Here is a 26,333-nt window from a genome sequence, read left to right on the forward strand (position 1 = left end):
TGGATGATGCGGCGCGAAACGCCGCATTCAGCGCGCGACGGCCAGGGGAATCAGCCGGTAGGTCCGCGACGCTGGCATGTAGGAAAACCCGTTTATTCGTAAGAAAAAATGCTGCCGAGCTTGTCCATGCGTTCGAGCGCCATTCCAGAGCCGCGCACAACACATGTCAGCGGATCTTCGGCCACCAGCACTGGCAAACCGGTTTCTTCCGCGAGCAGACGGTCGAGATCGCGCAGCAACGCGCCGCCGCCCGTCAGCATCATCCCGCGCTCGGCGATGTCGGCACCGAGTTCAGGCGGTGTTTGCTCAAGCGCGATTTTCACGGACGACACGATCTGGTTGAGCGGATCGGTCAGGGCTTCGAGAATTTCGTTGCTGGAAATGGTGAAACTGCGCGGAATACCTTCCGACAGGTTACGGCCCTTCACTTCCATTTCCTTGACTTCGGAGCCTGGAAACGCGGAGCCGATTTCTTTCTTGATGGCTTCGGCGGTTTGCTCGCCGATCAGCATGCCGTAGTTGCGACGGATGTAATTGACGATGGCTTCATCGAACTTGTCACCGCCGACACGCACCGAACCCTTATAAACAATGCCGCCCAGCGAGATCACGCCGACTTCCGTCGTGCCGCCGCCGATATCGACCACCATCGAGCCGGTCGCCTCGGATACGGGCAAGCCCGCACCGATCGCGGCAGCCATGGGTTCTTCGATCAGATAGACCTGGGAGGCGCCCGCGCCATGCGCGGCTTCCTTGATCGCGCGGCGCTCGACCTGGGTCGAACCGCACGGCACGCAAATAATGATGCGCGGCGAAGGGGAGAACATGCGGGATTCGTGAGCGGTTTTGATGAACTGCTTGATCATCTGCTCGGTGACGGTGAAATCGGCGATCACGCCGTCTTTCATGGGCCGGATCGCCTCGATATTGCCGGGCACCTTGCCAAGCATCTGCTTGGCTTCCTTGCCGACTGCCTGAATGGTTTTCTTGCCATTCGGGCCGCCTTCCTGGCGAATGGAAACAACCGAAGGTTCATCGAGGACGATACCTTTGCCACGCATGTAGATCAGCGTGTTAGCGGTACCGAGGTCAATCGCCAGATCGTTGGAAAAGTAGCTGCGCAAAAAGCCGAACATTCAAAATCCTGTCTCGCTTGGGGCCGGGCGGTGCCATGAAGGCACCGGGCGGCAGCGGAAAAAATAACAGCCTCAGCCGGGCGAAAGTCAGAAACGACGCCACAGAAAACTTGAAGCTGCGAGGGAATCTACCGGGAGCCGGAACAAAGGGCCTGGGCCATCTGGCTAGCCTGAGTGACATACAGCGCCCGCTTCAGGCCATGCTTCAGACCAACTACGCACGCACCCCACACCAATTACACGCAATTACACGTTTTTTAACTGCACACCGTCTGGGTAAATACAAAAACAAAAGACCACATATGGAGTCAGTCACATACGGAACGCAGCAGGCTCTGAGCGATTTGCAGCGAAATGGTTCAAGCAGGGTTCAGGTATTTCTGAAAGACCCCAGCAAGCCGGTCCGGGTTTTGGGTCGAACGCGTAATGATACCTTATAATTTCGCCTGATTTGAAGGAAACGGACGGCACTTTTCGCCTTCGCTGGCCCCTTTTTCATGGGTCTGCACCCCGTCTGCCCCACTCGCGCAACACGCTGCCGCTGTCAGGTTTTTCACAGCCGCGCACTACTTTTCCCGGTGACTGCATGTCTTTGACCCCAACCGATGTGAAACGCATCGCCCAGCTTGCGCGGCTCGAACTCCCCGAGGCCGAAACCGGCCCACTGCTCGCCCAGCTCAATGGCTTCTTCAGCCTCGTTGAGCAGATGCAGGCAGTGGACACTACCGGCATCGCTCCGCTAGCCCACCCCATCGAGCAGATCGAGGACGTTGCCTTGCGCCTGCGCGAAGACACCGTGAGCGAAACCATCGACCGCGCCGCGTTCCAGCAACCCGCGCCCGCTGTAGAGGACGGTCTCTATCTGGTGCCCCGGGTGATCGAATAAAACCTTCAGGAAAATGTGGCGTTACGCCGCATACATCCTGTACGCCAATTCGGTATGTCAAGGCCTTCAAGCCACCGTGATCCTGGCTTCCTTGCCTTACAGGCAATGCAAGCACTACAGGCAATACAGGCAATACAGGCTGGCTTATCTCTTTTTTTAACGGCAGCGCGAGACGCCGCCGCGCTCTTCAGGAACCTCCCACAATGCACGAAAAAAGCTTGACCGAGCTACGTGCCGCACTCGCGGCCAAGGAATGCTCCGCTGTCGAACTTGCGCAGCATTATCTCCAGCGCATCGACGCGGCCAGCCACCTGAATGCGTTCATTCAGGTCGATGCAGACCTGACGCTCGCCCAGGCAAAAGCGGCCGACCAGCAGCTTGCCAACGGCACCGCCGGCTCGCTGTGCGGCGTGCCCATCGCTCACAAGGATGTGTTCGTGACGCGCGGCTGGCAGGCCACGGCAGGCTCAAAGATGCTCGCGGGCTATACCAGCCCGTTCGATGCCACCGTCGTGGAACGCCTGCAGCGCGCGGGCATGGTCTGCGTCGGCAAGACCAACATGGACGAGTTCGCCATGGGCTCGTCCAACGAAAACTCGTACTTCGGGCCGGTGCGCAACCCCTGGGATCCACTCGCCGTACCCGGCGGCTCATCAGGTGGCTCGGCGGCAGCGGTCGCCGCGCGCCTCGCGCCTGCCGCGACGGGCACCGACACAGGCGGCTCGATCCGCCAGCCCGCATCGTTCTCGGGCATTACCGGCATCAAGCCCACCTATGGCCGCGTCTCGCGCTACGGCATGATCGCGTTTGCCTCGTCGCTCGATCAGGGCGGCCCCATGGCGCAAAGCGCCGCTGATTGCGCACTGCTGCTCAATGCCATGGCCGGTTTCGACGAACGCGATTCGACCAGCCTCACCCGCGCCGATGAAGACTACACGCGCCATCTCGGCGCCGCCTGGTCCGCCAGCCAGCCAGCCGCCAGCCAGCCGCTCGCGGGCCTGCGCATCGGCTTGCCGCGTGAATATTTCGGCCCCGGCCTCGCCGCCGACGTGCGCGCCACCCTCGACACCGCGCTCAAGCAGTACGAGACGCTCGGCGCAACGCTCGTCGAAGTCTCGCTGCCCAAAACCGAGCTGTCGATCCCGGTCTATTACGTCATCGCTCCCGCTGAGGCATCGTCGAACCTCTCGCGCTTCGACGGCGTGCGCTACGGCCATCGCGCCGCGCAGTACAGCGATCTCGCCGACATGTACCAGAAATCCCGCGCCGAAGGCTTTGGCGCCGAGGTCAAGCGCCGCATTCTGGTCGGCACCTATGTGCTGTCGCACGGCTATTACGATGCCTACTACCTTCAGGCACAAAAAATCCGTCGCATCATCGCCCAGGATTTCCAGCAGGCGTTCGCCCAGTGCGACGTCATCATGGGGCCGGTCGCGCCTTCCGTAGCGTGGGATCTCGGTGCCAAGGGCGACGACCCGCTGCAGATGTATCTGGCGGATATCTACACGCTGTCGGTCAGTCTCGCGGGCCTGCCGGGCATGAGCGTGCCCTGCGGCTTCGGCAGCGGCGCCCATGCGCAGCGGCCCGTGGGCCTGCAAATCATCGGCAACTATTTCAGTGAAGCGCGCATGCTTCAGGTGGCGGATGCCTTCCAGCGCGCCACGCATTGGCATCGGCAAACGCCAGCGGCAACCGTCGCGCGGGAGGAAAAATAATGCAGTGGGAAGTCGTCATCGGCCTTGAGACACACGCGCAGTTATCGACCGTCTCGAAGATTTTCTCGGGCGCGCCAACCCAGTTCGGCGCGCAACCCAATACCCAGGCCTGCCCTGTCGATCTGGCACTGCCTGGCACGTTGCCCGTGATGAATCGCGGCGCCGTGGAGCGCGCGATCCGCTTTGGTCTGGCCACCGGCGCCACGGTCGCGCCGCGCAGCATCTTCGCGCGCAAAAATTACTTTTATCCCGATCTGCCCAAGGGCTATCAGATCAGCCAATACGAAATTCCGGTGGTGCAAGGCGGTCAGGTCACGATCCAGGTTCCCGCCAACGATAAAACCGGCACCGCCGCCTACGAAAAAACCGTGAATCTGACCCGCGCCCATCTCGAGGAAGACGCCGGTAAATCACTGCACGAAGATTTCGCGGGCATGACCGGTATCGACCTGAACCGCGCGGGCACTCCGTTGCTCGAAATCGTCACCGAGCCCGAAATGCGCAGCGCCGCCGAGGCCGTGGCCTATGCCAAGGCCTTGCATGGGCTGGTGGTGTGGCTTGGCATTTGCGACGGCAACATGCAGGAAGGCTCATTCCGCTGCGATGCCAACGTTTCCGTGCGCCCCGTCGGCCAGGCCAAATTCGGCACGCGCGCTGAGATCAAGAACCTCAACTCATTCCGCTTTCTCGAAGAAGCGATTCAATACGAAGTGCGCCGCCAGATCGAACTGATCGAAGACGGCGGCACCGTGGTGCAGGAAACCCGCCTGTACGACCCCGACAAGCGCGAAACACGCTCGATGCGCAGCAAGGAAGATGCGCACGATTACCGCTACTTCCCCGATCCGGACCTGATGCCGCTGATGATCGACGCCGCGTGGATCGAGCGCGTCAAGCGCGAGATGCCCGAACTGCCCGCTGCGATCCAGACACGCCTCGTCGCGCAATACGGCCTCACGGCCTACGATGCAGGCGTGCTGACCGCCAGCAAGGCGCTGGCGGCGTACTACGAAGCCGTCGTAGCCAAGGCGGGCGCGGCGCAGGCCAAAGCCGCGGCGAACTGGGTCGCGGGCGAAGTCGCCTCGCAGTTGCACCGCGACGCGCTCGACATCAGCGCCAGCCCGGTCAGCGCGGCGCAACTCGCGCTGCTGCTGCAACGCGTGGCCGACGGCACGATTTCACACAAGATCGCCAAGGACATCTTCATCACGATCTGGGACGAAAAAGCCACCGACGAAGCCGCTGCCGATCGCATCATCGAAGCGAAAGGCTTGAAGCAGATTTCAGATACGGGCGCGCTGGAAGCGATCATCGATGAGGTACTCGCTGCCAATCAGAAATCGGTCGAAGAATTCCGCGCGGGCAAGGAAAAGGCCTTCAACGCGCTGATCGGCCAGGCGATGAAGGCCACCAAAGGCCGGGCCAATCCGCAGCAAGTCAACGATTTGCTGCGCAAAAAACTGGCCTGAACCCGCACGGGATATCGCGCTCCACCCGCGCCCCGTCTTTTAAGACACTGGAGTCACGCATGTCGAAACAACCCGCGCTGGATGATTTTCGTGTGCCGTTTTTCGTTGAAGGCAACAAGGCGGAGAAGTTTTCGCTCACGCAGCATGACCCTGGGGCCAAGCCCTTCTCGGCGGGCAGCAAGGAGGCCGACCGCGACCGGCTGGCCAGCATCGGGCTCAAGCTCGACGCGCTTCAGGAGCGGCTGCACGCGCAGCGTCAGCAACGCGTCTTGCTGGTACTCCAGGGCATGGACACCAGCGGCAAGGATGGCACGATCCGCGCGGTGTTCCATGAGGTCGATCCGCTCGGATTGCGGATCGTGCCGTTCAAGGTCCCGACACCCATCGAGGCCGCGCATGATTTTCTCTGGCGCGTGCATCAGCAGGTGCCGGCGCCAGGCGAGCTCACTGTCTTCAACCGCAGTCATTACGAAGATGTCCTCGTGCCGGTCGTGCTTGAGCAGATCGGTACAGCCGAGCGTGAGCGCCGCTATCAGCAGATTCGCCAGTTCGAGGCGCTGCTGGTTGACAGTGGCACGACGTTCATCAAATGCATGCTGCACATTTCAAAGGACGAACAGCGCAAGCGTCTGCAGGCGCGCGTCGACGATCCCGACAAGCACTGGAAATTTGATCTCGCCGATCTCGAAGCGCGCAAGCATTGGGAGCATTACCAGCGCGCCTACGAGGATGCCCTGGCCGCTACCTCTACGCCTGACGCACCGTGGTACGTGATTCCAGCGGATTCAAAAACCCATCGCAACATGATGATCGCTGAGCTGCTGTTGCGCACGCTGAGCGCGCTCAAGCCCGAATTCCCTCCAGCCAAAATTGAACTCAAAGGCCTGAAAATCGAATAGCGGCCGCAACACCCCAGCCGCAGCGTGTGCACGCCACGCCGCTGAAGCTGGGGCTCCAAGGTTTTCTCTCATCTGCAACAAGGCAAACACATGCTGCGTGTCATCACCGCCAATCTGAACGGCATCCGCTCCGCGGCTAAAAAAGGCTTCTTCGAATGGTTCGGCCAGCAAAACGCCGATTTCGTCTGCGTACAGGAAATCAAATGCTCGCAAGATGACATGACCCCGGAATTTCTCGCGCCACATGGTTTCGCCGGCTATTTCCAGCATGCGCTCAAGAAGGGCTATAGCGGCGCGGGGGTGTACACGCGTCATCAACCCGATGAGGTAATCATTGGTTTTGGTAGCGAAGAGTTCGATGCCGAAGGACGCTATGTCGAATTGCGCTTCGGCAGGTTGTCCGTGGTGTCGGTGTATGTGCCATCGGGTTCGAGTGGCGACGAGCGGCAGCAGGCGAAATACCGCTTCATGGCTGCGTTCATGCCGCATCTGGTCGAACTGGGCCGTGAGCGCGAAGTCGTGCTGTGCGGCGACGTCAATATCGTGCACAAGGAAATCGACATCAAGAACTGGAAGAGCAACCAGAAAAATTCCGGCTGCCTGCCTGAAGAGCGCGCCTGGCTCACCACGCTGTTTGACGAGGCCGGTTATGTCGACGTGTTCCGCACGCTAGACACGCGCCCCGAGCAATACACATGGTGGAGCAACCGGGGCCAGGCCTATGCGAAGAATGTCGGCTGGCGCATCGACTATCAAATCGCCACGCCGGGCATCGCGGCCACAGCCCGGGCGACGAGCGTCTTTCGTGAGATCCGCTTCAGCGATCATGCGCCGCTGATTGTCGATTACGATTTCCCGCTCGCGCGTTAGAGGGTATCCGGCAGACTAAGGCCGCCGAGGCCACTTCAGCAACGTCAGGCAGCCTCCGGCGAGCGGCGCTGTCTCTTCCATGGCGCAATCCAGAACAGCAAAATCATCCCTGGTAGCGCCAGCGCCGTACAGACAATGAAGTAATCGAACCAGCCGATTTGCGCCACCACATAGCCGCTGGCAGCGGATGCCAAGGTGCGGGGCACCGAAGCCAGGCTAGTGAACAGCGCGAACTGCGTCGCGGTATAGCGCGGGTCCGTCGTACTGGCGATATACGCGACAAACGCCGCCATCGTCAGCCCGGTGGTGAAGGTTTCGAAGCCATAAACCAATGCCAGCGCGACCGAGCGCGGATCGAACTGTACCGCCCAGTGAATGCCCACAAGCGACAACAGGCGTGTCGCCGCCTCACTGGACATCACCGCGACATCGTAGAGCACGGCCAGCCCCGGCGATGCGGGCCCGAGATGGGCCAGCCATGCAAAGCCCAGTGTCGACACCATCTGCAGCACGCCGAACACCCACAGCCCACGGCCAATCCCGATGCGCATCATCCAGATGCCGCCAATCACGCCACCCGCGAGACTCGCGGCAAACGCCGTGGTTTTCGCAATCACACCGATCTGGGTGCGCGAAAAGCCGATGTCGAGAAAGAACGATGTCGAAAGCGTCGTCGCCATGGTGTCGCCGAGCTTGTACAAAAAGATAAAGGCCAGGACGAAGAGCGCACCACGCCAGCCATCGCGCTGGATAAATTCCTGAAACGGCAACACGATGGCCTCACGCAGGTTTTTCGGCGGCGAGCCCTGCACCTCGGGCTCGCGCACCAGCAGCGTCATGGCCATGCCAGGCAGCATGAAAAGCGCCGTCACGACAAACACCGTCGACCACGGCAGGTGATCCGAGAGAATCAGCGCCAGCGACCCCGGCACCAGCGCCGCGATCTTGTAGGCATTGACGTGGACGGCATTGCCAAGCCCCTGCTGGGTATCGGTAAGCAGTTCACGCCGGTAGGCGTCGATCACGATGTCCTGGCTCGCGCCAAAAAACGCCACCAGCGCAGTCAGCGCGGCCACGGTCCAAATCGAATCGCGCGGCGAGACAAACCCGAGCGACGCAATCGCACCCATCACCAAAATCTGCGTCACCAGCATCCAGCCACGCCGCCGTCCAGGCCGCCAGCCTGGCAAGCGCGGCACATAGCGATCCATCAGCGGCGCCCAGATGAACTTCCATGTGTACGGAAACTGGATCAGCGCAAAAAGCCCAATCTCCTTGAGGTTGACGCCTTCGGAGCGCAACCAGGCTTGCACCAGATACACCAGCGTGAACAGCGGCAATCCCGACGTAAAGCCGAGAAAAACGCAGATCAGCATGTTTTTATTAAGGAATGCGCGCCAACCGGCATGGGCTTCGTGTGCGCTTAAGGCGGAGCTTTCGTGAAGTGGTTGTGTCATGCGGAAAGAGCCGTTCAGGACTAGCTTTTTTTAACGCGATAAACGGCGAGACTACCACGCCAATTGGCGCCCCAGCGCACGGTCTGGCCATCGTGCAATACGGCACGATCGAGTATTTCGATACCGACTTCAGGCGCTAGCGCTTCAAAATCACGAATCGTCAGGACCCGTACGTTCGGCGTGTTGTGCCACTGATAAGGCAACGACGGCGACACCGGCATACGCCCACGCAACACCGACAAACGATGCGCCCAGTAACCGAAATTCGGAAATGAGACGATGCATTCCTTGCCCACGCGTACCGTTTCGCGCAAGATCGCGGCCGTCTGATGAATGGTTTGCAGCGTCTGCGACAGGATGGCGAAATCAAAACTGGCATCTTCGAAAAGACGCAAGCCGTCTTCGAGATTTTGCTGAATCACATTCACGCCGTTGCGCGTCGAGGCTAGCACGCCCGCATCATTGATTTCGATGCCATAGCCGGTAACTTCGAGCTCTTCCATCAGCAACGCCAGCAGCGAGCCATCGCCGCAGCCCAGGTCGAGCACCGTGGCGCGCGGCTCCACCCAGCGGGCGATCGCGCGAAAGTCAGGACGGTTAGCCAGATCATCGAAGGCATGCTGGTTCATGCGTTGACCTCCACGGCAATGCGTTCGTAATAGGCACGCATCAGGTTGTGATAGCGCGGATCGTCGAGCAAAAAGGCATCATGGCCGTGCGGCGCGTCGATCTCGGCGTAGGTCACCTGGCGCTTGTGGTCGAGCAGCGCCTTCGCCAGTTCGCGCGAGCGCGACGGGGCAAAACGCCAGTCGGTTGAAAAACTGGCCACCAGATATTTCGCCGTGGTGTGCGCCAGCGCCGCCGTCAGATCGCCAGCGAAGGCTTTCGCCGGATCGAAGTAATCGAGTGCACGGGTAATCAGCAAATAAGTATTGGCGTCGAAGTAATCCGCGAACTTGTCGCCCTGGTAGCGCAGGTACGACTCCACTTCGAATTCCACATCGAAATTGAAGTTGTAATCATCGAGCGCGCCTTCGGCACGGCGCAATGCACGGCCAAACTTCGCGGCCATATCGTCATCGGACAGATACGTGATGTGGCCAATCATCCGCGCGACGCGCAGCCCGCGTTTGGGCTTGACGCCATGAGCGTAGTAATCGCCACCGTGAAAATCCGGATCCGACAGGATCGCGGAGCGCGCCACTTCGTTAAAAGCAATGTTCTGTGCGGACAGCTTCGGCGTGGATGCCACCACGATGCAATGCGCCACGCGCGCCGGGTACATCATGCTCCACGCCAGCGCCTGCATGCCGCCCAGGCTTCCGCCCATCACCGCGGCAAAGCATTCGATGCCGAACGCGTCGGCCACGCGCGCCTGGGCATTCACCCAGTCTTCGACGGTCACCACCGGAAAGCGCGCGCCATAAGGCCGGCCCGTTTCCGGGTTGAGACTCATCGGGCCCGTCGAACCAAAACACGACCCCAGGTTATTCACGCCGATCACGAAGAAGCGGTGGGTATCAAGCGGCTTGCCCGGCCCGACCATGTTGTCCCACCAACCCACTTCCTTAGGCTCACCCGCATACAGACCGGCCACGTGATGCGAGGCATTCAGCGCATGGCACACCAGCACGGCATTACTGCGCGCGGCGTTGAGGGTGCCATAGGTTTCGACCATCAGGTCATAGCCCGCGAGCGCACTGCCGTTTTGCATCACGAGCGGCTCGGGGAAATGCATTTTCTGGGGAATAACGATACCGACTGATCCGACTGATTCCATTGATTCCGCCTTCTGACAGGGCGGCTAAATGGTATCGGCCAGGCGCATGAAGAAACGTTGCGCGGCTGACAACCTCTTTAGCCGCATTTGTATTGAACCCAGGATTGATCGAGGCAGGTTCGCGCGCCCGCAAGCAAGTCAGCAAATCGGCGCGCCAGTTACAACAAGGAACAAAGAGGTTTTGCGGGCGACTTTCGTTGTCACGCTCAAAACTGCCGCCGAGTATAGCGGAAAGTAAACATGTGCTGTAACCGCATGGCGCGACAGCAGCAAGCTGCCGCGCCCAGGCTGCTTTAATCAGCCTTTAGTCAGTCGTGTCAATCAGGCACTGCGTTCAGCCGCAGCACGCTGGCGAAAACGGCGCAACTGGATCGCGGCGCAAATCATCAACACACCGTAAAAAATCGCATAAGTGCCAATCAGCCAGATCAGCGACAACGCGCCCGCACCGGGATACATCAGGATAAAGAAACCGATCACGGCGGACAGCAGCCCCGAGAGGCCAATCAGCCATGGATGCGCATTCGCCTCACGGTACTGGAACGCATAGATGATTTCGAATATGCCCACGGCAAGTGCCCAGGCACCAATGATCATCACGAGAATGAGCGCCGTTTCGCCTGGCCAGAAGAGCGCGATCAGCCCCGCCAGCACACCCAGCACACCGACGATCGCGTAGGTCCAGCGCCGCGTGCCGCCACTGCCGCGCACGCCGTACACCAGTGCGAAAGCGCCATCAACGATCGCATAGGCACCCCAGAGCAGCGCTAGCGTTGCCAGCGTCAAGCCAGGCCAACTGAAAGCCAGTATGCCAAACACAATAGCGGCAAGACCCCGCACAGCTAGCCAGCCCCAATGAGCGGAGAGGGCATTCAGACGCGGGGGAAATCAGATAAAACAGGACGGTTCATAACTTATAGACTCCTGAAGAATAACGGTTGAATTTCGGCTTTAAATGACGCACAACGGACGGACAACGTTGCATCGGCCATGCCGCATCTCCGCCCGATTCCAGCAAACGCGTTACTGAAGAATCAACCTGATCTGGGCGTCGGCCTGCTCCGCAGGCAAACGTGCAAAGCCGCTGCGCGCATAACGATGCCAGCGACCCAGGATATAACTGAGTAACAGGTTCGCACGCAACGCCGCATTGTAATGCGCGGGCAGCGGAACCTCCTTCGTCGCGGGCATGGCGTCGCCAACCCTGGCCGTAGGAGCTTCGTCCAGCGCCAGCCGCTCAAGCCGCAAACACTGCTTGAGCGAAGCTTCGACGCGTAGCAGCAACTGGTTCACGCGTGCGCTCAAGCGCGCATGCTCGCCCACCAGCGCCTCGCAGGTCAGCACGCGTGTCATGCCTGGATTTTTTTCAGCGAAATCCAGCAGCATCCGTGCAATCGTCCGGGCCTGTAGCACGCCGCTGGTTTCGTTCGTGGTGATCTGGTTGATCAGGCCGAAGATCGTCTGCTCGATAAATTCGATCAGTCCTTCGAACATCTGCGCCTTGCTGGCGAAATGCCGGTACAACGCGGCTTCTGAAACACCCAGTTGCGCCGCGAGCGCCGCCGTGGTGATTTTTTCATTGCCGGGTGCTTCGAGCATCGCCGCAAGCGTCTGGAGAATCTGGACGCGGCGCTCACCGGGTTTGGGGCGTTTCCCCCGTATCCCGCCAGCAGCGCTGGATGGGGAACTCGCGTTAGCAGTGGCAACGGCGGCGTTAGGTTGGCGGGGTGGCGACATGCGGCATCCTTTCCATCACCGTGGGCAAAGTCAGCGTGTCAGAAAATCAGGCTCTAAGCGATTTTAACGAGTGAATCCGGCGGTCAACATAATGAGGCCGCCCCGTGCCCGGCAAACGCGCCGCCACGCCAGCAGCGCGTGAATGGAACGGCAGGTGGCCCACAATCCAGACGGTGCGAAGCCCGAGCCGCCGGTAACGTTTCAGATGCCCTCGCGTGTCCTCAACCAGCACGGCATCGGCCATGGGCACGCGCGCTTCGCGCAGCGCGTGGCGCAGCATCGCCAGATCCGGCTTGGCACGCCAGCGGCCACGGCCTTGCATGTGCTCGATCGCAATCACGCGCTCGAACAAACGCGCAATTCCGAGTTCAGCCAGCACATCGCGCGCATAGGCTTCCGGGGCATTGGTCAGCACGATCTTGCGGCCAGGCAGCGCGGCCAGCAAGCGCGCAAGGCCGCGTTCGCTGCGCAGCATCGAACGCAAATCGGCAAACGTATGAACCTGGCGCAGGAAATCGTGAGGATCAACCGGATGATGGCGCGCAAGGCCAATCAATGTCGCGCCATAACGCTGGGTGTAGTGGGTGCGCAAATGGTCGGCAGCGGAGCGTTCGATCTGCAGACTATCCATGATGTATTGCGTCATCGCCTGATTGATCGCCGGAAAAATGGCGTGCGAGGCGTGATGCAACGTGTTGTCCAGATCGAACAGCCAGACAGGCTGATGCGCCGCGCCCGGGGGACGACGACGCGGGCGTGCGCGCCGCCGCGGCTGGGGCAAGGCAGCGAGGGAATTCAATGGGAGCGGATCATCGTGCCGAATGGTTGCTCGGTGAGAATTTCGAGCAGCACGGAATGCTCAATCCGGCCATCAATGATGTGTACCGAGCGCACGCCGCTTTTCGCGGCATCGAGCGCGGACGATATCTTGGGCAGCATGCCGCCGGAGATCGTGCCATCGGCAAATAACGCGTCGATTTCGCGTGCGGACAGATCGGTCAACAGATTGCCCGCCTTGTCCATCACGCCGGGGATGTTGGTCATCATCACGAGCTTCTCGGCGTTCAGCACCACGGCCAGCTTGCCTGCGACAAGATCGGCATTGATGTTGTACGACAGGCCATCCATGCCAAAACCGATCGGCGAGATCACGGGAATAAACGCATCGTCCTGCAACGCCTTGACCACCGCTGGATTGATCGAATCAACCTCGCCCACCTGACCGATGTCGATGTACTGGCCGGGGTGCTCGCGGTCCGGCAGCATCAGCTTGCGCGCATGGATCAGCCCGCCATCCTTGCCCGTCAGGCCCACCGCCTGGCCACCAAAATGATTGATCAACGTGACAATATCTTGCTGCACCTCACCGCCCAGCACCCACTCGACGACTTCCATGGTTTCTTCGTCGGTGATGCGCATGCCTTGCACGAAGGTGCCTTGCTTGCCGATTTTCTTGAGCGCCTGGTCGATCTGCGGCCCGCCGCCATGCACAATGACCGGGTTGATGCCAACCAGCTTGAGCAAGATGACATCGCGCGCGAAGCCTTGCTTCAGACGCTCTTCAGTCATGGCATTGCCGCCGTATTTGATCACCACGGTTTTACCGTGGTATTGCCGGATATAGGGCAGCGCTTCGGCCAGTATTTCAGCCTTCAGGGTGGGCGCAATTTGCGATAGGGCGGGAAGCTCGGACATAGCGGCTGACTCAGGCACGGACAGTTAAAACAAGGGCGGATTGTACAGGAGCAGCAAGCGATCGAAGGGTTCGGCGCAGCGCTGTCAACAGCGCGTGGCATGATGCCGCAGCAGGTGCCGAGCCCTGGCACCGTGCCGCTCATTTCAGCTACCCGGTACCGCTTACCGCTTAATATTGTTTGATACCGTTTGATATCCCTTGATACCCGCCAACCCTCAGGACGCGATGCCCCCTTCTCTCGGCCCAGGCGTGCGCTGCGCGCATTGCGGTGTACGTTTTGACTGCGGCGCATTGCCTCAGCATCCGGCATCCGCTGCTACGGCTGCAACAGCTTCACGGCTATTCACCTGCTGGTGCCAGGCGCTCCCCGTGCTTCCGCCAGACCGTTTGCAAGCCGAAGCCGATGTGGGCTGCTTATGTCCAACGTGTCTTGGCGTGAGGCTCAAGGCCCCGGCAACACAAACCGGCCCCGGACGCTAGCCTTGCCCATGTTGCTGGGCTAACGCTTTCAGGTCGCGGGTGGCCTCCTCGAAGACCGGTTCCCACTGAACGAATTCTTTTTGCCTGTACAGCCGGGCAGTGGGATACCAGGGGCTATCGCTACGGTCGAGCAACCACGTCCAATGCGGATTGGTGTCGAGCAGCACCCAGGTGCGCTGGGCCAGCGCACCACTCAGATGCGCCACCGACGTACAAACCGTAATCACCAGATCCAGCGCGCTCACAAACGCTGCGGTGTCGTCGAAAGTGGTCCACTCAACGCTGAAATCGGTGAGATCCAGCCCCGCTTCGCGCGCCGCGGCGACATCGGCCTCAGCACCCGGCTGCAGTGAATAAAACGCGACCTGCTCAAGCCCTCCGAAATACGCGGCATAGCGCTCCCAGCCCACCATCCGGAAGGGATTGCGCTGGTGTGTGGAGCTGCCGGTCCATGCCAGCCCGACTTTCAGGCGTGTCTCGCCCGCCAGCCGCTGCCGCCACGCCGCGACCGCCTCAGGCTGCGCCGTGAGATAAGGCACATCAGCCGGGATGCTGGTCTCATCGGTGCCCAGCATCAACGGCGCACTCAGCAACGGCAACTCGTAATCGAAGGGCGGCAAGGCCTCGACACGAGGGTCGGTCGTATACGCATCGACGCAGGCGCCCATGCTGCGCTCCAGCAGCGCGCCCATGAAGACAAACGTATTCCAGGCAATATGTCCGCCTTCCCGATGCACACGTTCCGCCAGAAGCGGGATATAGCGGCAAAACTGCAGCAGATCGCCGGCCCCCTGCTCGCCCCAGACCAGCAAGGTCTTACCCGCCAGCGATTCACCCTGCCACTGGGGGCCGGGCATCGCCGGCCGGTTCCCTTTCAGTTCCAGCGCCCCACTCCAGCGCGCCTCATTCGTGCGCCAACCCTGCTCATAGCGGCCGCGAAGCAGTTGCAAGATGGCCAGGTTAGCCAGTAACACCGAATTTCCGGGCGCCAGCTCCACGGCTTTCTGGATGTAATGCTCCGCTTCATCCCAACGCTGTGCTTCCTTGAGCACCAGCGAATAGTTGTTGAGCGCCAGAACATGATCGGGTGCCAGTTCGAGCGCCCGCTCACCTGCCGCCAGCGCACCTGCAAGATCCAGGTTATCGCGCCGGGCACAAATCAGGTTGGTCCAGACATCAGAGTCGAGTGGATCAGCAAGGGCCGCGCTTTCCAGCAACGCGAATTTGGCGGCGGGATCGGCACCCGACAAATGCAGCGCCGAAGCCATGTTGTTGCGCAGCTTGGGGTAATCGGGATCGAGAGCGAAAGCGCGCAGATAAGGCACCTGCGCTTCCTCGTGCCGCTGCAACCGTTGCAGCATATAACCATGGGAAAAACTGGGGGCGGCGCTGTCTGGCCGCAGACTGGCATGACACTGGGCGAGCGCGAGTGCATCGTCCAGACGCCCGAGCCCGGCGAGCTCATACGCGAGCGCCATGAGTGCGTCTTCGTCGACAGGATGAAGATAGCTCGCCGCCTGAAGCCAGATCGTACAAATCTCGGGCTGCCCGCGTTGCTGCGCATCGCTCGCGTGCTGCAAAAAAGCAAGGAACGCGGGCCAGCCCGGATGATTGGGATCGGGAATATGCATGGGATTCGTATGAATATAAGATGCCCGCGAAGATACTGATACTGCGACTCTAACGCCCGATCATAACAACGTATGACTTCACCTCATCCCGTAGATCCGAAGAAGCCCGGGCCACCCCGGCCAAACAGGTAAACTGCTGTGATGCACCGTATAACCAATACCGGCCGGGTGAACCTGGGCCATCTGTTCTGGCTACGCAACCTCGCCATCATCGGCCAGCTCGCCACCATCGCGTTCGTCGAGATATTCATTGGCGCGCATCTGCCACAGCCCGCGATGCTGCTCGTCGTCGGCCTTGAAGTGCTCTTCAACGGCTTCACCTGGCTGCGGGTGATGCAGCAGCGGCCCGAATCGAACTTCGAACTCTTTGGCCAGCTCGGGGCCGATCTGAGCGCGCTATCGGCGCTGCTGTTTCTCTCGGGCGGCACCACCAATCCGTTTGTCTCGCTTTATCTCCCTTCGCTCGCCATCGCCGCCGCCGTGCTGCCGTGGTATCTGATGGCATGGCTCGCCGCCTTCGCCATGGCCTGCTACGCGGTGCTGAGCTTCAACTCCCTCCCGCTTGAGCTGGATTACCCGGAAAACCTGTTCGGCTACTATCGCGCGGGCATGTGGATCAACTTCATGGTGAGCGTCGGCTTGATCGCGTGGTTCGTGGCACGCATGTCAGGTGCGCTGCGCCAGCGCGATGCGGCGCTGGGCAATGCACGCCAGCGTCTGCTACGCGATGAGCGTGCGGTTGCACTAGGCGTGCAGGCCGCCACCGTGGCACACGAAATCGGCACGCCGCTATCCACCATTTCGATGCTGACCGAAGAACTACGCGATGCGGCGCGTACCGATCCCGGGCTCAAACCCTATACGGCTGATCTCGATTTGCTCGAACAGCAAATGACGCTCTGCACCTCGGCGCTGGCGCGCCTGCGCAGCCACGCCTCAACCTCAGGCGAACAGCAAACGCTGGGGAGCTGGCTGAAACCCTTCGTGCATCAATGGCGTCTGCGCCATCCTCATGTCAAATTCGAGTGTCTGAGCGTCGCGCCCGCCGATATCCACCTGGACGACACGCTCGCCATCAGCCAGATTCTGACGATCCTGCTCGACAATGCAGCGCGTGCCAGCCCCAATCATGTGACGCTCAGCATCGCGCCAACGACATTCAGCGAACCCATTGAATCTATTGACTTCGAGGTTTGCGATGCGGGGCCCGGCATACCGCCAGCGCTGCGTGGCGCGCTGGGTGTCGCACCCGTGGATAGCACGCAAGGCGGCCATGGCGTGGGCTTGTATCTGGCGTTTTCAGCAGCGCTCCAGCTCGGCGGCTCAATTGAATTAAGCGATATTCACGAAGGCCAAGCGCGCGGCACACGAGCGCTGCTGCGCTTGCCGGCCGCACTCGCGGCAACACACGAACAACCGGTTAGGGAACGCAGCATCCCTTCCCATATGGAGAAGCACGCATGAACAAAATGAATTTTCTGGTGATCGACGACGACGAGGTCTTTTCCGGCATTCTGGCGCGTGGCCTGACGCGGCGCGGTTATACCGTGTCGCAGGCGCACGACGCCAGAGAAGCGCTGCTCCTGGCGGATCAGCAAACATTTGGCCAAATCACCATCGATCTGCATCTGGGCAACGATTCCGGCCTCACGCTGATTGCCCCGTTACGCAAGGCACAGCCGGAAGCCCGCATGCTGGTGTTGACGGGTTACGCCAGCATTGCCACCGCAGTGCAAGCAGTAAAAGATGGCGCGGACAACTATCTGGCGAAGCCGGCCAATGTCGAAACCATCTTGGCGGCGCTACAAAGCGAAGCCAGCGAACTTCAGGCGGAAGAAGCGCTGGAGCATCCGGTTCCGCTCTCGGTGGCACGGCTTGAATGGGAGCATATCCAGCGCGTGCTAACAGAACATGCGGGTAATGTGTCGGCCACCGCACGCGCGCTGAACATGCATCGGCGAACACTGCAACGCAAACTGGCTAAACGGCCAGTCAGGCAGTAATTCGAACGCCGAACGTCGAACGTCGAACACCGAACAACAACCGCCTGGCGGAAAAAGCAGAAGCAGCCGAAGCGGCAACAACGCCCGCCATCATGGCAAAAATCAATGCGGCAGGGCCCACACTGGCCCTGCCCGCCCGTCTCCACCGCGTGGCGACGGCTGCGCTACAGCACGTAGCGCGAAAGATCTTCGTTATCCGCGACTTCGTTGAGCGCCTGATCGACATAGGCGGCATCAATGCTCACCGTTTGGCCCGCGTGTTTATCCGCCGCAAACGACACCTCTTCAAGCAGCTTTTCGATCACGGTATACAACCGCCTCGCTCCGATATTCTCGGTTTTCTCGTTAACTGAAAAAGCGATTTCCGCCAGCCGTCGAATGCCGTCATCCGCGAAATCGAGATGGACGTCTTCGGTTTCGAGAAGCGCCTGATATTGCTTGACGAGGCTGGCATCGGTAGCAACCAGAATCGCTTCGAAATCTTTGACCGAAAGCGAATCCAGCTCGACGCGAATCGGAAAGCGTCCTTGCAGCTCGGGGATCAGATCACTAGGCTTGGCCAGATGAAAAGCGCCGCTGGCAATAAACAGAATGTGATCGGTTTTAACCATGCCGTATTTGGTGTTGATGGTGGTGCCTTCGACCAGTGGCAGCAGGTCACGCTGCACGCCCTGACGTGACACCTCACCGCCACCACCACCTTCGCTGCGCGATGCGATCTTGTCGATTTCGTCCAGAAACACGATGCCGTTCTGTTCGACGTTTTGCACCGCGCGGGCCTTGACCTCTTCGTCATTCAGCATCCTGGCGGCTTCTTCGTCGGTCAGCAGCTTGAGCGCTTCCTTGACCTTCATCTTGCGCAGCGCCTTCTTGCCGCCGCCGATATTGGCAAACATCGAGCGAATCTGCTCGGTCATGTCTTCCATGCCCGGCGGCCCCATGATGTCCATGCCGACTTGTGGCAACTCGACATCGAGTTCGATATCGCGGTCATCCAGCAAGCCTTCGCGCAAACGCTTGCGCAAGGTCTGGCGCGTACTGCTGCTTTCTTCGGGCACGTCGCCCGCATCCGCCGCAAAACCCGCCGGACGCGCGGTGGGCAGCATGATATCGAGCACGCGGTCTTCCGCCTGATCTTCCGCCTTGCTGCGAACCTTGCGCATTTCGGCTTCGCGGGTTTGCTTGACCGAAATCTCGATCAGATCGCGCACGATGCTATCGACATCGCGCCCGACATAACCCACTTCGGTAAATTTAGTCGCTTCAATCTTGATAAACGGCGCATCCGCCAGCTTGGCCAGACGCCGGGCAATTTCGGTTTTGCCCACGCCCGTCGGGCCAATCATCAGAATGTTCTTCGGCGTGATTTCCTGACGCAACGGCTCGCCAACCTGCTGGCGCCGCCAGCGGTTGCGCAACGCCACCGCCACGGCTTTCTTTGCCCGCTTTTGCCCAATGATGTGTTTGTCGAGTTCGGAGACGATCTCGGCGGGGGTCATGGTGCTCATCCTGGCTCCTTACTCGATGGTCTCGATAACGCGGTTGTGATTGGTGTAAATGCACATGTCGCCAGCAATTTCGAGCGATTTTTCGACGATTTCGCGGGGCGATAGCGCGGTATTGTCAGCCAGCGCCTTCGCTGCTGCCTGGGCATAGGCGCCGCCTGAACCAATGGCGCAAATGCCGCCTTCTGGATCGAGCACATCGCCATTGCCCGTGATGACCAGCGTGGTGTGCGCATCGGCGGTAATCAGCATGGCTTCAAGCCGCCGCAGCATGCGATCGGTACGCCAGTCCTTGGCCAGTTCGACCGCGGCGCGAGTGAGATTGCCCTGATGCTTTTCGAGCTTCGCTTCAAAACGGTCGAGCAGCGAAAACGCGTCGGCCGTGCCGCCCGCAAACCCCACCAGCACCTGACCGTTAAAAATACGCCGAACTTTTTTCGCCCCGCCTTTCATCACGATATTGCCCAGCGTGACCTGACCGTCACCGCCTAGCGCGACCTTGTCGCCACGTCGCACAGAAACGATCGTCGTGCCGTGAAATTGCTCCATATGGGTTCCTTTTGCAAAACAGGTAAAACATGATGGCGCCCGGGGCCCATCACTCGAATCAGGATGCCCGGCGCGCTCAGATGAGCGGCAGCACAGGACACGACCTGCGGCAGTTTAGGGCGCGCCCTGTCATATCAAGAGCTAACGTCATAGTACGGACGAAAAACAGCCCGTGCAGATAATCTGCCCATTGAAGCCTGTGCCAGATGCCTTCGCAGGCCCTTCTCAGCACCCGGCGCCATAAAAAAAGCGCACGTTTTATCGTGCGCTTTGATTTGTTGCATCCATCTGATGAAAAGATGAAAAGCGCGAGCTCACGCGCCGCCATCCCTGATCAATCACCGAACAGTTTTTGCCGCAGTTCCCGACGCTCCTGCGCTTCGAGCGACAGCGTCGCCGTGGGCCGTGCCAGCAAACGCGGAATGCCGATCGGCTCGCCTGTCTCCTCGCACCAGCCGTAATCGCCCGAATCAATCCGTGCCAGCGATTGCTGTACTTTCTTCAGGAGCTTGCGTTCACGGTCGCGCGTGCGCAACTCAAGCGCGTGTTCTTCTTCGATCGTCGCGCGGTCGGCAGGATCGGGCACGATGACCGTTTCGCGCAGATTCTCAGTTGTCTGGCCCGCATTGCGGACAATTTCTGCCTGCAACTGCTCAAGCTTGCTTTTGAAGAAAGCAAGCTGATCCGCGTTCATATAATCCTTGTCATCCATCTTAAGGATTTCGTCTTCGGTCAAGAGTCGTTTCGTCGTCATCTGGCTTGCTTCTTAATGTGAGGCAAAACTCATACATATTGCCCGCAACAGCGCGCCTTTAGCGCTGAATCGCCCCGCGAACACGACGCTAGGGTCATGTCGCAAGCGGCGCAGATGCGGGGCCGCGAATCCCTCTGGAAACCGATCTTCAGGTGCTGCGGGATCTCCCCCCAAACCGGCTGTGGAATGGCCGGCGCCTGCCCAGCACATACCGGGCAGATCGTCATCCTTAAATCGTCGCCCTTTTCTCGTCCTTTTCCAGCGGGCCGTATTGTAACTGAATCACTCTGTTGCATCGCAATCAGGGGGGAGTTCCTGATCCCGCCAGCAATATCCCGAAAATATAGCCTGTCAACTCTCAAAAAGCGATGAATATCCGGGTATTCCTGAACTACGGGGATTTCCGTGGCGGCAAACCGGCAAAGCGCCAGCTATACCGTCCACCGGGCCGCCTGCATGGGGCAATCAGACAAGGCAGGCATTTAGTCCGTCGGTAATCAGGTCTTGCGGCAGGTCGATACCGATAAAAACCATCTTGCTGGATTTTTTCTCAATGGGTTGCCATTTGGATGCCAGATCGCTGCCCATCATCTGATGCACGCCCTGGAACACCACCTTGCGGTCAACGCCTTTCATCGCAAGCACGCCTTTGTAGCGCAACAGCCGCTCACCATAAATTTGCAAGATACCGCCCAGAAAATCTTCCAGCTTGTTCGGATCGAATGGCCGGTCACTGCGAAAGACAAACGATTTGATCTTGTCGTCGTGATGCACATGGTGATGATGAGCGTCATGACCGCAATCAGTGTGATCACCGTGGTCATGGCCGCAACTGGCATGATCGTGGTCATGGTCATGGTCATGGCCGTGGTCATGATGCGCGTGATCATCCTCGGCAAGAAACGCCGGGTCGATTTCCAGCTTGGCGTTGAGATTAAACCCTCGCAGATCAAAAATTTCCTTGAGGTCGACTTCGCCGAAATTCACTGTCCGGATAGCGGCCTTCGGGTTCATGTGCATCAGGCGGTGACGCAGGCCCGATAACGTCGGTTCGTCCACCAGGTCCGCCTTCGTGATGAACAGCCGATCGGCAAAGCCTATCTGGCGCTGCACGACCTCGTGTTCATCAAGCTGCTGGTTCGCATGCTTCGCGTCCACCAGAGTGATGATGGCGTCGAGCAAAAAAGCGTCAGCGATTTCGTTATCCATGAAAAACGTCTGCGCCACCGGGCCAGGATTGGCCAGGCCCGTGGTTTCGATCACGACACGCTCGAAATCCAGCTCGCCCGCGCGCTTTTTCTCAGCCAGATCGCCCAGCACACGGGCCAGATCGCCGCGAATCGTGCAGCAAATACAGCCGTTGCTCATCTGGATGATTTGCTCATTGGTGTCTTGCACGAGAATTTCGTTGTCGATGTTCTCTTCGCCGAATTCATTCTCGATGACGGCGATTTTCATGCCGTGCTTCTCGCTCAGGATGCGCTTGAGCAGTGTGGTTTTACCGCTACCGAGAAAGCCGGTCAGGATGGTAACTGGAATCATGTTGAGCCTGTTTTATGTGCCTGAATCAGAAAGCACGGCAATCAAGACAAACGCCGCGCGAACCGGTTCGATATTGAAACATACCTGTCCAATGACGCCGTCGTCGCGGGATATGACCCCACAACGCCACGTCATGCCACGCGAAACTATGCGCGCTCATACAACTTGCAGCAATAAGCCTTTCAGGTACTCGCCTTCCGGAAAAGCGCTCAGCAGCGGATGGTCCACCCCCGCTCCGAGTCGCTTCAGGATGCGGGTATCCACACGGGCATCGGCCGCCGCGCCCGCCACGATCTTCTGGAACAGCGCGGCATCAATCGCCCCCGAACACGAGTAAGTAAACAGCAGCCCGCCCGGACGCAACAGCCGCAAACCGGTCAGATTGATGTCCTTGTACGCGCGTGCGGCCCGGTCCACATGCTCGCGCGAGGGTGCGAATTTCGGCGGGTCCAGAACGACCAGGTCGAAGCGCTCACCTTCATCGTGCAGGTGGCGCAGCATTTTGAAGGCGTCGGCATCGAGCCAGGTCGCGCGCGCCTCATCAAAGCCATTCGCGCTCACGTTGCGCGCGGCTAACGCCAGCGCCTCGCCCGATGAATCCACCGACACCACCCGCCGGGCCCCGCCCGCGAGCGCGGCCAGCGAGAAACCACCGGTATAGCAAAAGCAGTTCAGCACGTCACGCCCAGCGGCCATCTGCCGCACCAACGCCCGATTATCGCGTTGATCCACATAAAACCCGGTCTTGTGGCCATGCAACACGTCGACGTGATACCGCACACCGTTTTCGCTAACGATGAGCGTCTCAGGGGGCATCTCGCCCGCCAGTACCCCAGTGGTTTGCTCCAGCCCTTCTTTCGCGCGAATCGCCACATCGGAGCGTTCATAGACATTCGGGCAGCCCGTCACGGCCACCAGCGCCGCCACAATGGCGCCTTTCCACGCCTCGACGCCGGCCGCCATGAACTGGCAGACCAGTTGGCCGTAGTGTGGCGCCATGACGGCGGTGTAGTAATCGACGATCAGGCCTGGCAAGCCGTCGGCCTCGCCAAAAACCAGACGCACGACCGAAGGGAGTCCCTGTGGGACGACCGAAGGAAGTCCCTGTGGCAACGCATCCGTGTCATGCACCATCGCCTGGCGATGCGCCAGCGCGCGCTGGATACGTCGCTTGAAAAACGCATGATCGACCGGTTCGGTTTCGTCGAAACTCCACACTCGCGCGCGAATCTGTGACTGCGGGCTCCATGCCGCGCGTGCCAGAAAACGGCCATCATGCGCACGCACCAGCACCGTCGCGCCAGAGGCCGGTTTACCTTCCACTCGCTCGATCGCGTTTTCGTAAATCCATGGATGGCGGCGTAACAGCGATTTTTCTTTCGATGGTTTCAGCGTGACGATATTCATGACTTCGTGAAGGTTCCAGCCAGTAAGCAAGACAAGGGGACCGCACAGCGCGGCATCAACATCGGTTCAAAAGTCTCCGGGGTCTCCGGGTGAGTCAGCCGCGTGTTCAGTCACGTTTTTTGGCGCGGGGATGCGCCGCGTCGTAAACGCGTGCCAGATGCTGAAAATCGAGCGCCGTATACACCTGGGTCGACGCGATACTGGAGTGGCCGAGCAACTCCTGTACCGCGCGCAAATCACCGCTCGATTGCAGCATGTGCGTGGCAAACGAATGGCGCAGCACGTGCGGATGCACATTGGCCGGAATGCCGGCGACAAGCGCCGCAAGTTTCACCCGGTCACGCACGCTGTTCATCGGCATCCGCTTGCCACGCGTCGAAAGAAACAAGGGGTCGGGATCGTCACGCAGCAATTGCGGCCGCGCAACGAGCCAGGCCCGCAGCGCGTCGAGCGCTTTCGCACCTACCGGTACGATGCGTTCCCGGCGGCCCTTGCCCAACACCTTCACTTCCGCCGCCTCCAGATTAAGCCAGCTACTGGAGCGGTAGCCGTCATGGTCAGCGTACTGGACATCCAGCGCAGTCAGCTCCGCCAGACGCAAACCCGATGAATAAAACAGTTCGAGAATCGCGTGATCGCGCAAACCCACTGCGCCGGGCATGACGGGGGCTTCCATCAAGGTATGGGCATCATCAACGGCCAGCGCCTTGGGCAAGGGTTTGAGCTGCTTCGGTGCCCGCACGGCGCCCACCGGGTTCGACGGCAGCGCCACCCGCGTAGCGAACCAGCGGTAAAACGCACGCCATGCAGAAAGCCGGTGCGCCAGCGCACGTGCCGATAAACCTGCGCCATGGGCGCGTACCACCGCACCGCGAATATCACTTGCGCTCAGGCTGACAAGCGGACGGTTCGCAGCCAGCCGCTTGAGTTCTTCGAGTTCGTGGGTATAGCTGCGCAGGGTGTGCGCCGACAGCCGCCGCTCGTGCTCAAGAAGCGACAGGTAAGCGGCAATCTGCTCGGCGTCAGTCACGGCACGGGCCTTGGGTGAAGTGTTCAGCGTGGCAACAGACGGCTCAGCGCAGCGCTGGCGAGCGTGCCAATCTGCGTCAGAAAATCGGTGGCCATCCCTGCGTGGAAGCGCCGCGGGTCGGGCGAGCCCATCACCAGCAAGCCAAAAGCGGGGGCGTCCGCCCCCGCTTGCGGATCGCGCAGGGCCAGCAACACGATCGACTCGGTCTTCTCGCTGTCATCAGGCACGGACGCCGTGCCAGCGGCAGCGGCAGCGGCAGCGGCTGAAGCCTCGCCTTCCAGGCTAGCCGCTGCAGCCGTAGCGGAAGGCAAAAGCCACTGGGCTGCTTCAAAGCCGCTATTCGCGCCGCAATAGGGCACCACGAGGCTATTGGCGAAGAGACGCATTTCTTCACCCGCCTGGCGGGTGAAATCCGCTTGCCTATAAGGCTCCGCGACGCCCCAGACGCGCAATGCCGCCTGCGGCACCTCGAACACTTCACGCAGCCCCGCAGCGATCACCTGCGGTAGCGCATGAGGATCGCGCTCCGCAGCCACCCGCGCGGTCCAGTGACAAAAATGCGTAGCCATGCTGTCGTTTTCATGGCCGTAGCGCAGCAGTTCCGCCAAACGCCGTTCCAGCATCTTGTTTTTTTCGCGCAGTATTTCTATTTGCCGCTCCTGCAACGACACAGCAGCCTTGCCATGAGGATTCGCCAGCCGGACAGCAGCCAGCACCTCGGCATGCTCGACAAAGAAGTCAGGCGTGGCAAGCAGGTATGCAGCGATTTCTCGATCGTTCATGGTTTCCGCTCATGGGCCCGTTAAGGCAAATTGACGCGCGCCCAGGCCATGGGCGCAGCAATGAAGAAGAGATTAGCCGATTAGTCAGCGAGCTCGATTTCGCCTTCGAAAACAGTCGCGGCGGGCCCCGCCATCAGTAAGGTCGCATGCTCATCGGCGGCATCCCAGGCAATGGTGAGCACCCCGCCATGCGTTTGCACCTCGACCGGCGAATCGAGCAGCCCCCGGCGCAGGCCTGCCGCCACCGCAGCACAAGCCCCCGTGCCACAGGCCAGCGTCTCGCCCGCGCCGCGTTCGTAGACGCGCAGCTTGAGCGCATGACGCCCGACAATCTGCATGAAGCCTGCGTTGACGCGCTGGGGAAAGCGCGAATGATGTTCGACCAGCGGCCCCTCAAGCGCGACAGGAAAAGCCTCCACGTCGGCGACAACCTGCACCGCATGCGGATTGCCCATCGACACCACCGACACCCAGCGCGTCAAACCGTTGATTTCCAGCGGCCACAGCGCCTCGCGGCCTTCCCGGCGCGGCGTGAGCCCGCGGGTATCGAACGGCACGCGCTCCGGCTCGAACACGGGGTGCCCCATATCCACGAGCACTTCGCCATTGGCTTGCAACGTCAGCGTAAGCAGCCCGTTTTGCACCTGAACCCGAATGCTGCGGTTCGTAGTCAGCCCTTTATCGTGGACAAATTTGACGAAGCAACGCGCACCATTGCCGCAATGCTCGACCTCGCCGCCATCGGCATTGAAGATGCGATAGCGGAAATCAACGCCCGCGATACCGGACGGCTCAACCAGCAATAACTGGTCCGCGCCGACACCGCGGTGCCTGTCGGCCAGTGCACGCACTGTTTCCGGGGTCAGGACGAGGGGCTGGGTATAGCCGTCGAGCACAATGAAATCGTTGCCCGCGCCATGCATTTTGGTGAATTTCAGTTTCATCGCGCCATTGTAATGGGACTCGATGAAGATTCGACGCCCGCCCCAGCCGGACCATTCCCGC

24 protein-coding genes are annotated in these 26,333 nt (G+C 60.2%); 7 read left to right on the top strand and 17 right to left on the bottom strand.

Annotated features, from left to right (window positions below; translation table 11 throughout):
• Nucleotides 1-92: 92 nt before the first annotated feature.
• Nucleotides 93-1,136, bottom strand: a complete 1,044-nt coding sequence (locus GH657_RS00340) for a rod shape-determining protein (protein WP_004189550.1) — start codon at nt 1,134-1,136, stop codon at nt 93-95.
• 586 nt (nt 1,137-1,722) lie between these two features.
• Here GH657_RS00340 and gatC point away from each other — a divergent pair.
• From gatC to GH657_RS00370, 5 genes are all read left to right on the top strand, one after another.
• Nucleotides 1,723-2,022 carry an Asp-tRNA(Asn)/Glu-tRNA(Gln) amidotransferase subunit GatC gene (gene gatC / locus GH657_RS00350; protein ID WP_153098828.1) on the top strand — a complete coding sequence of 100 codons (300 nt, stop codon included), beginning with the start codon at nt 1,723-1,725 and terminating at the stop codon, nt 2,020-2,022.
• Between the two features lie 203 nt (nt 2,023-2,225).
• Entirely contained in the window at nt 2,226-3,737 is a 1,512-nt protein-coding gene (gene gatA / locus GH657_RS00355; protein ID WP_153098829.1) for an Asp-tRNA(Asn)/Glu-tRNA(Gln) amidotransferase subunit GatA, read from the top strand.
• Nucleotides 3,734-5,206 (top strand): Asp-tRNA(Asn)/Glu-tRNA(Gln) amidotransferase subunit GatB, encoded by a 1,473-nt coding sequence (gene gatB / locus GH657_RS00360; protein WP_153101568.1) that lies wholly within the window; start codon nt 3,734-3,736, stop codon nt 5,204-5,206. Before gatA ends, gatB begins: the two co-directional genes overlap by 4 nt.
• A gap of 59 nt (nt 5,207-5,265) precedes the next feature.
• Nucleotides 5,266-6,105, top strand: a complete 840-nt coding sequence (locus GH657_RS00365) for a PPK2 family polyphosphate kinase (RefSeq protein WP_153098830.1) — start codon at nt 5,266-5,268, stop codon at nt 6,103-6,105.
• Nucleotides 6,106-6,195: 90 nt separating this feature from the next.
• Nucleotides 6,196-6,975 (top strand): exodeoxyribonuclease III, encoded by a 780-nt coding sequence (locus GH657_RS00370; protein ID WP_153098831.1) that lies wholly within the window; start codon nt 6,196-6,198, stop codon nt 6,973-6,975.
• Nucleotides 6,976-7,019: 44 nt separating this feature from the next.
• On the opposite strand, the gene GH657_RS00375 is transcribed toward GH657_RS00370, so the two are convergent.
• From GH657_RS00375 to GH657_RS00410, 8 genes are all read right to left on the bottom strand, one after another.
• Nucleotides 7,020-8,432, bottom strand: coding sequence for an AmpG family muropeptide MFS transporter (locus GH657_RS00375; protein ID WP_153098832.1), 1,413 nt, complete (start codon nt 8,430-8,432; stop codon nt 7,020-7,022).
• A gap of 20 nt (nt 8,433-8,452) precedes the next feature.
• The gene (metW, locus tag GH657_RS00380) at nt 8,453-9,061 is read right to left on the bottom strand and encodes a methionine biosynthesis protein MetW (protein WP_153098833.1); all 609 of its coding nucleotides are present in this window, start codon (nt 9,059-9,061) and stop codon (nt 8,453-8,455) included.
• A complete protein-coding gene (gene metX, locus GH657_RS00385) occupies nt 9,058-10,212 on the bottom strand; it encodes a homoserine O-succinyltransferase MetX (protein WP_153098834.1) in 1,155 nt (384 codons plus the stop codon). The genes metW and metX overlap by 4 nt, the downstream gene beginning before the upstream one ends.
• Nucleotides 10,213-10,533: 321 nt before the next feature.
• Nucleotides 10,534-11,052, bottom strand: coding sequence for an HdeD family acid-resistance protein (locus GH657_RS00390; protein WP_220094824.1), 519 nt, complete (start codon nt 11,050-11,052; stop codon nt 10,534-10,536).
• 183 nt (nt 11,053-11,235) lie between these two features.
• Entirely contained in the window at nt 11,236-11,949 is a 714-nt protein-coding gene (gene slmA, locus GH657_RS00395; RefSeq protein WP_153098836.1) for a nucleoid occlusion factor SlmA, read from the bottom strand.
• A gap of 46 nt (nt 11,950-11,995) precedes the next feature.
• Nucleotides 11,996-12,748 carry a pyrimidine 5'-nucleotidase gene (locus GH657_RS00400; protein ID WP_425495719.1) on the bottom strand — a complete coding sequence of 251 codons (753 nt, stop codon included), beginning with the start codon at nt 12,746-12,748 and terminating at the stop codon, nt 11,996-11,998.
• Entirely contained in the window at nt 12,745-13,644 is a 900-nt protein-coding gene (gene argB / locus GH657_RS00405) for an acetylglutamate kinase (RefSeq protein WP_153098838.1), read from the bottom strand. The genes GH657_RS00400 and argB overlap by 4 nt, the downstream gene beginning before the upstream one ends.
• A 477-nt stretch (nt 13,645-14,121) precedes the next feature.
• Complete coding sequence (locus GH657_RS00410) at nt 14,122-15,756, bottom strand: hypothetical protein (RefSeq protein WP_153098839.1); 1,635 nt, start codon at nt 15,754-15,756, stop codon at nt 14,122-14,124.
• Nucleotides 15,757-15,897: 141 nt separating this feature from the next.
• Between GH657_RS00410 and GH657_RS00415 the strand changes: the two genes are divergently transcribed.
• Both GH657_RS00415 and GH657_RS00420 read left to right on the top strand, forming a co-directional pair.
• The gene (locus GH657_RS00415; protein WP_153098840.1) at nt 15,898-17,220 is read left to right on the top strand and encodes an ATP-binding protein; all 1,323 of its coding nucleotides are present in this window, start codon (nt 15,898-15,900) and stop codon (nt 17,218-17,220) included.
• On the top strand, nt 17,217-17,759 hold the full coding sequence (locus GH657_RS00420; protein ID WP_153098841.1) for a response regulator transcription factor: 543 nt from the start codon (nt 17,217-17,219) through the stop codon (nt 17,757-17,759). The genes GH657_RS00415 and GH657_RS00420 overlap by 4 nt, the downstream gene beginning before the upstream one ends.
• Before the next feature lie 164 nt (nt 17,760-17,923).
• Here GH657_RS00420 and hslU read toward each other — a convergent pair whose 3' ends face one another.
• From hslU to dapF, 8 genes are all read right to left on the bottom strand, one after another.
• A complete protein-coding gene (hslU, locus tag GH657_RS00425) occupies nt 17,924-19,267 on the bottom strand; it encodes an ATP-dependent protease ATPase subunit HslU (protein ID WP_153098842.1) in 1,344 nt (447 codons plus the stop codon).
• A 9-nt stretch (nt 19,268-19,276) separates the two neighbouring features.
• Nucleotides 19,277-19,813 carry an ATP-dependent protease subunit HslV gene (gene hslV, locus GH657_RS00430; protein ID WP_153098843.1) on the bottom strand — a complete coding sequence of 179 codons (537 nt, stop codon included), beginning with the start codon at nt 19,811-19,813 and terminating at the stop codon, nt 19,277-19,279.
• A 334-nt stretch (nt 19,814-20,147) separates the two neighbouring features.
• Nucleotides 20,148-20,567, bottom strand: a complete 420-nt coding sequence (gene dksA, locus GH657_RS00435) for an RNA polymerase-binding protein DksA (protein ID WP_153098844.1) — start codon at nt 20,565-20,567, stop codon at nt 20,148-20,150.
• A 465-nt stretch (nt 20,568-21,032) separates the two neighbouring features.
• Nucleotides 21,033-22,109 carry a CobW family GTP-binding protein gene (locus GH657_RS00440; protein WP_153098845.1) on the bottom strand — a complete coding sequence of 359 codons (1,077 nt, stop codon included), beginning with the start codon at nt 22,107-22,109 and terminating at the stop codon, nt 21,033-21,035.
• Between the two features lie 156 nt (nt 22,110-22,265).
• Nucleotides 22,266-23,516, bottom strand: coding sequence for a class I SAM-dependent rRNA methyltransferase (locus tag GH657_RS00445; protein WP_153098846.1), 1,251 nt, complete (start codon nt 23,514-23,516; stop codon nt 22,266-22,268).
• Nucleotides 23,517-23,622: 106 nt separating this feature from the next.
• On the bottom strand, nt 23,623-24,546 hold the full coding sequence (locus GH657_RS00450; protein WP_153098847.1) for a tyrosine recombinase XerC: 924 nt from the start codon (nt 24,544-24,546) through the stop codon (nt 23,623-23,625).
• Nucleotides 24,547-24,569: 23 nt separating this feature from the next.
• Nucleotides 24,570-25,328, bottom strand: a complete 759-nt coding sequence (locus tag GH657_RS00455) for a DUF484 family protein (protein ID WP_153098848.1) — start codon at nt 25,326-25,328, stop codon at nt 24,570-24,572.
• 80 nt (nt 25,329-25,408) lie between these two features.
• The gene (gene dapF / locus GH657_RS00460) at nt 25,409-26,272 is read right to left on the bottom strand and encodes a diaminopimelate epimerase (RefSeq protein ID WP_153098849.1); all 864 of its coding nucleotides are present in this window, start codon (nt 26,270-26,272) and stop codon (nt 25,409-25,411) included.
• Between the last annotated feature and the right edge of the window lie 61 nt (nt 26,273-26,333).

It is taken from the genome of Paraburkholderia hayleyella (genome assembly GCF_009455685.1).
GTDB classification, from domain to species: Bacteria; Pseudomonadota; Gammaproteobacteria; order Burkholderiales; family Burkholderiaceae; genus Paraburkholderia; species Paraburkholderia hayleyella.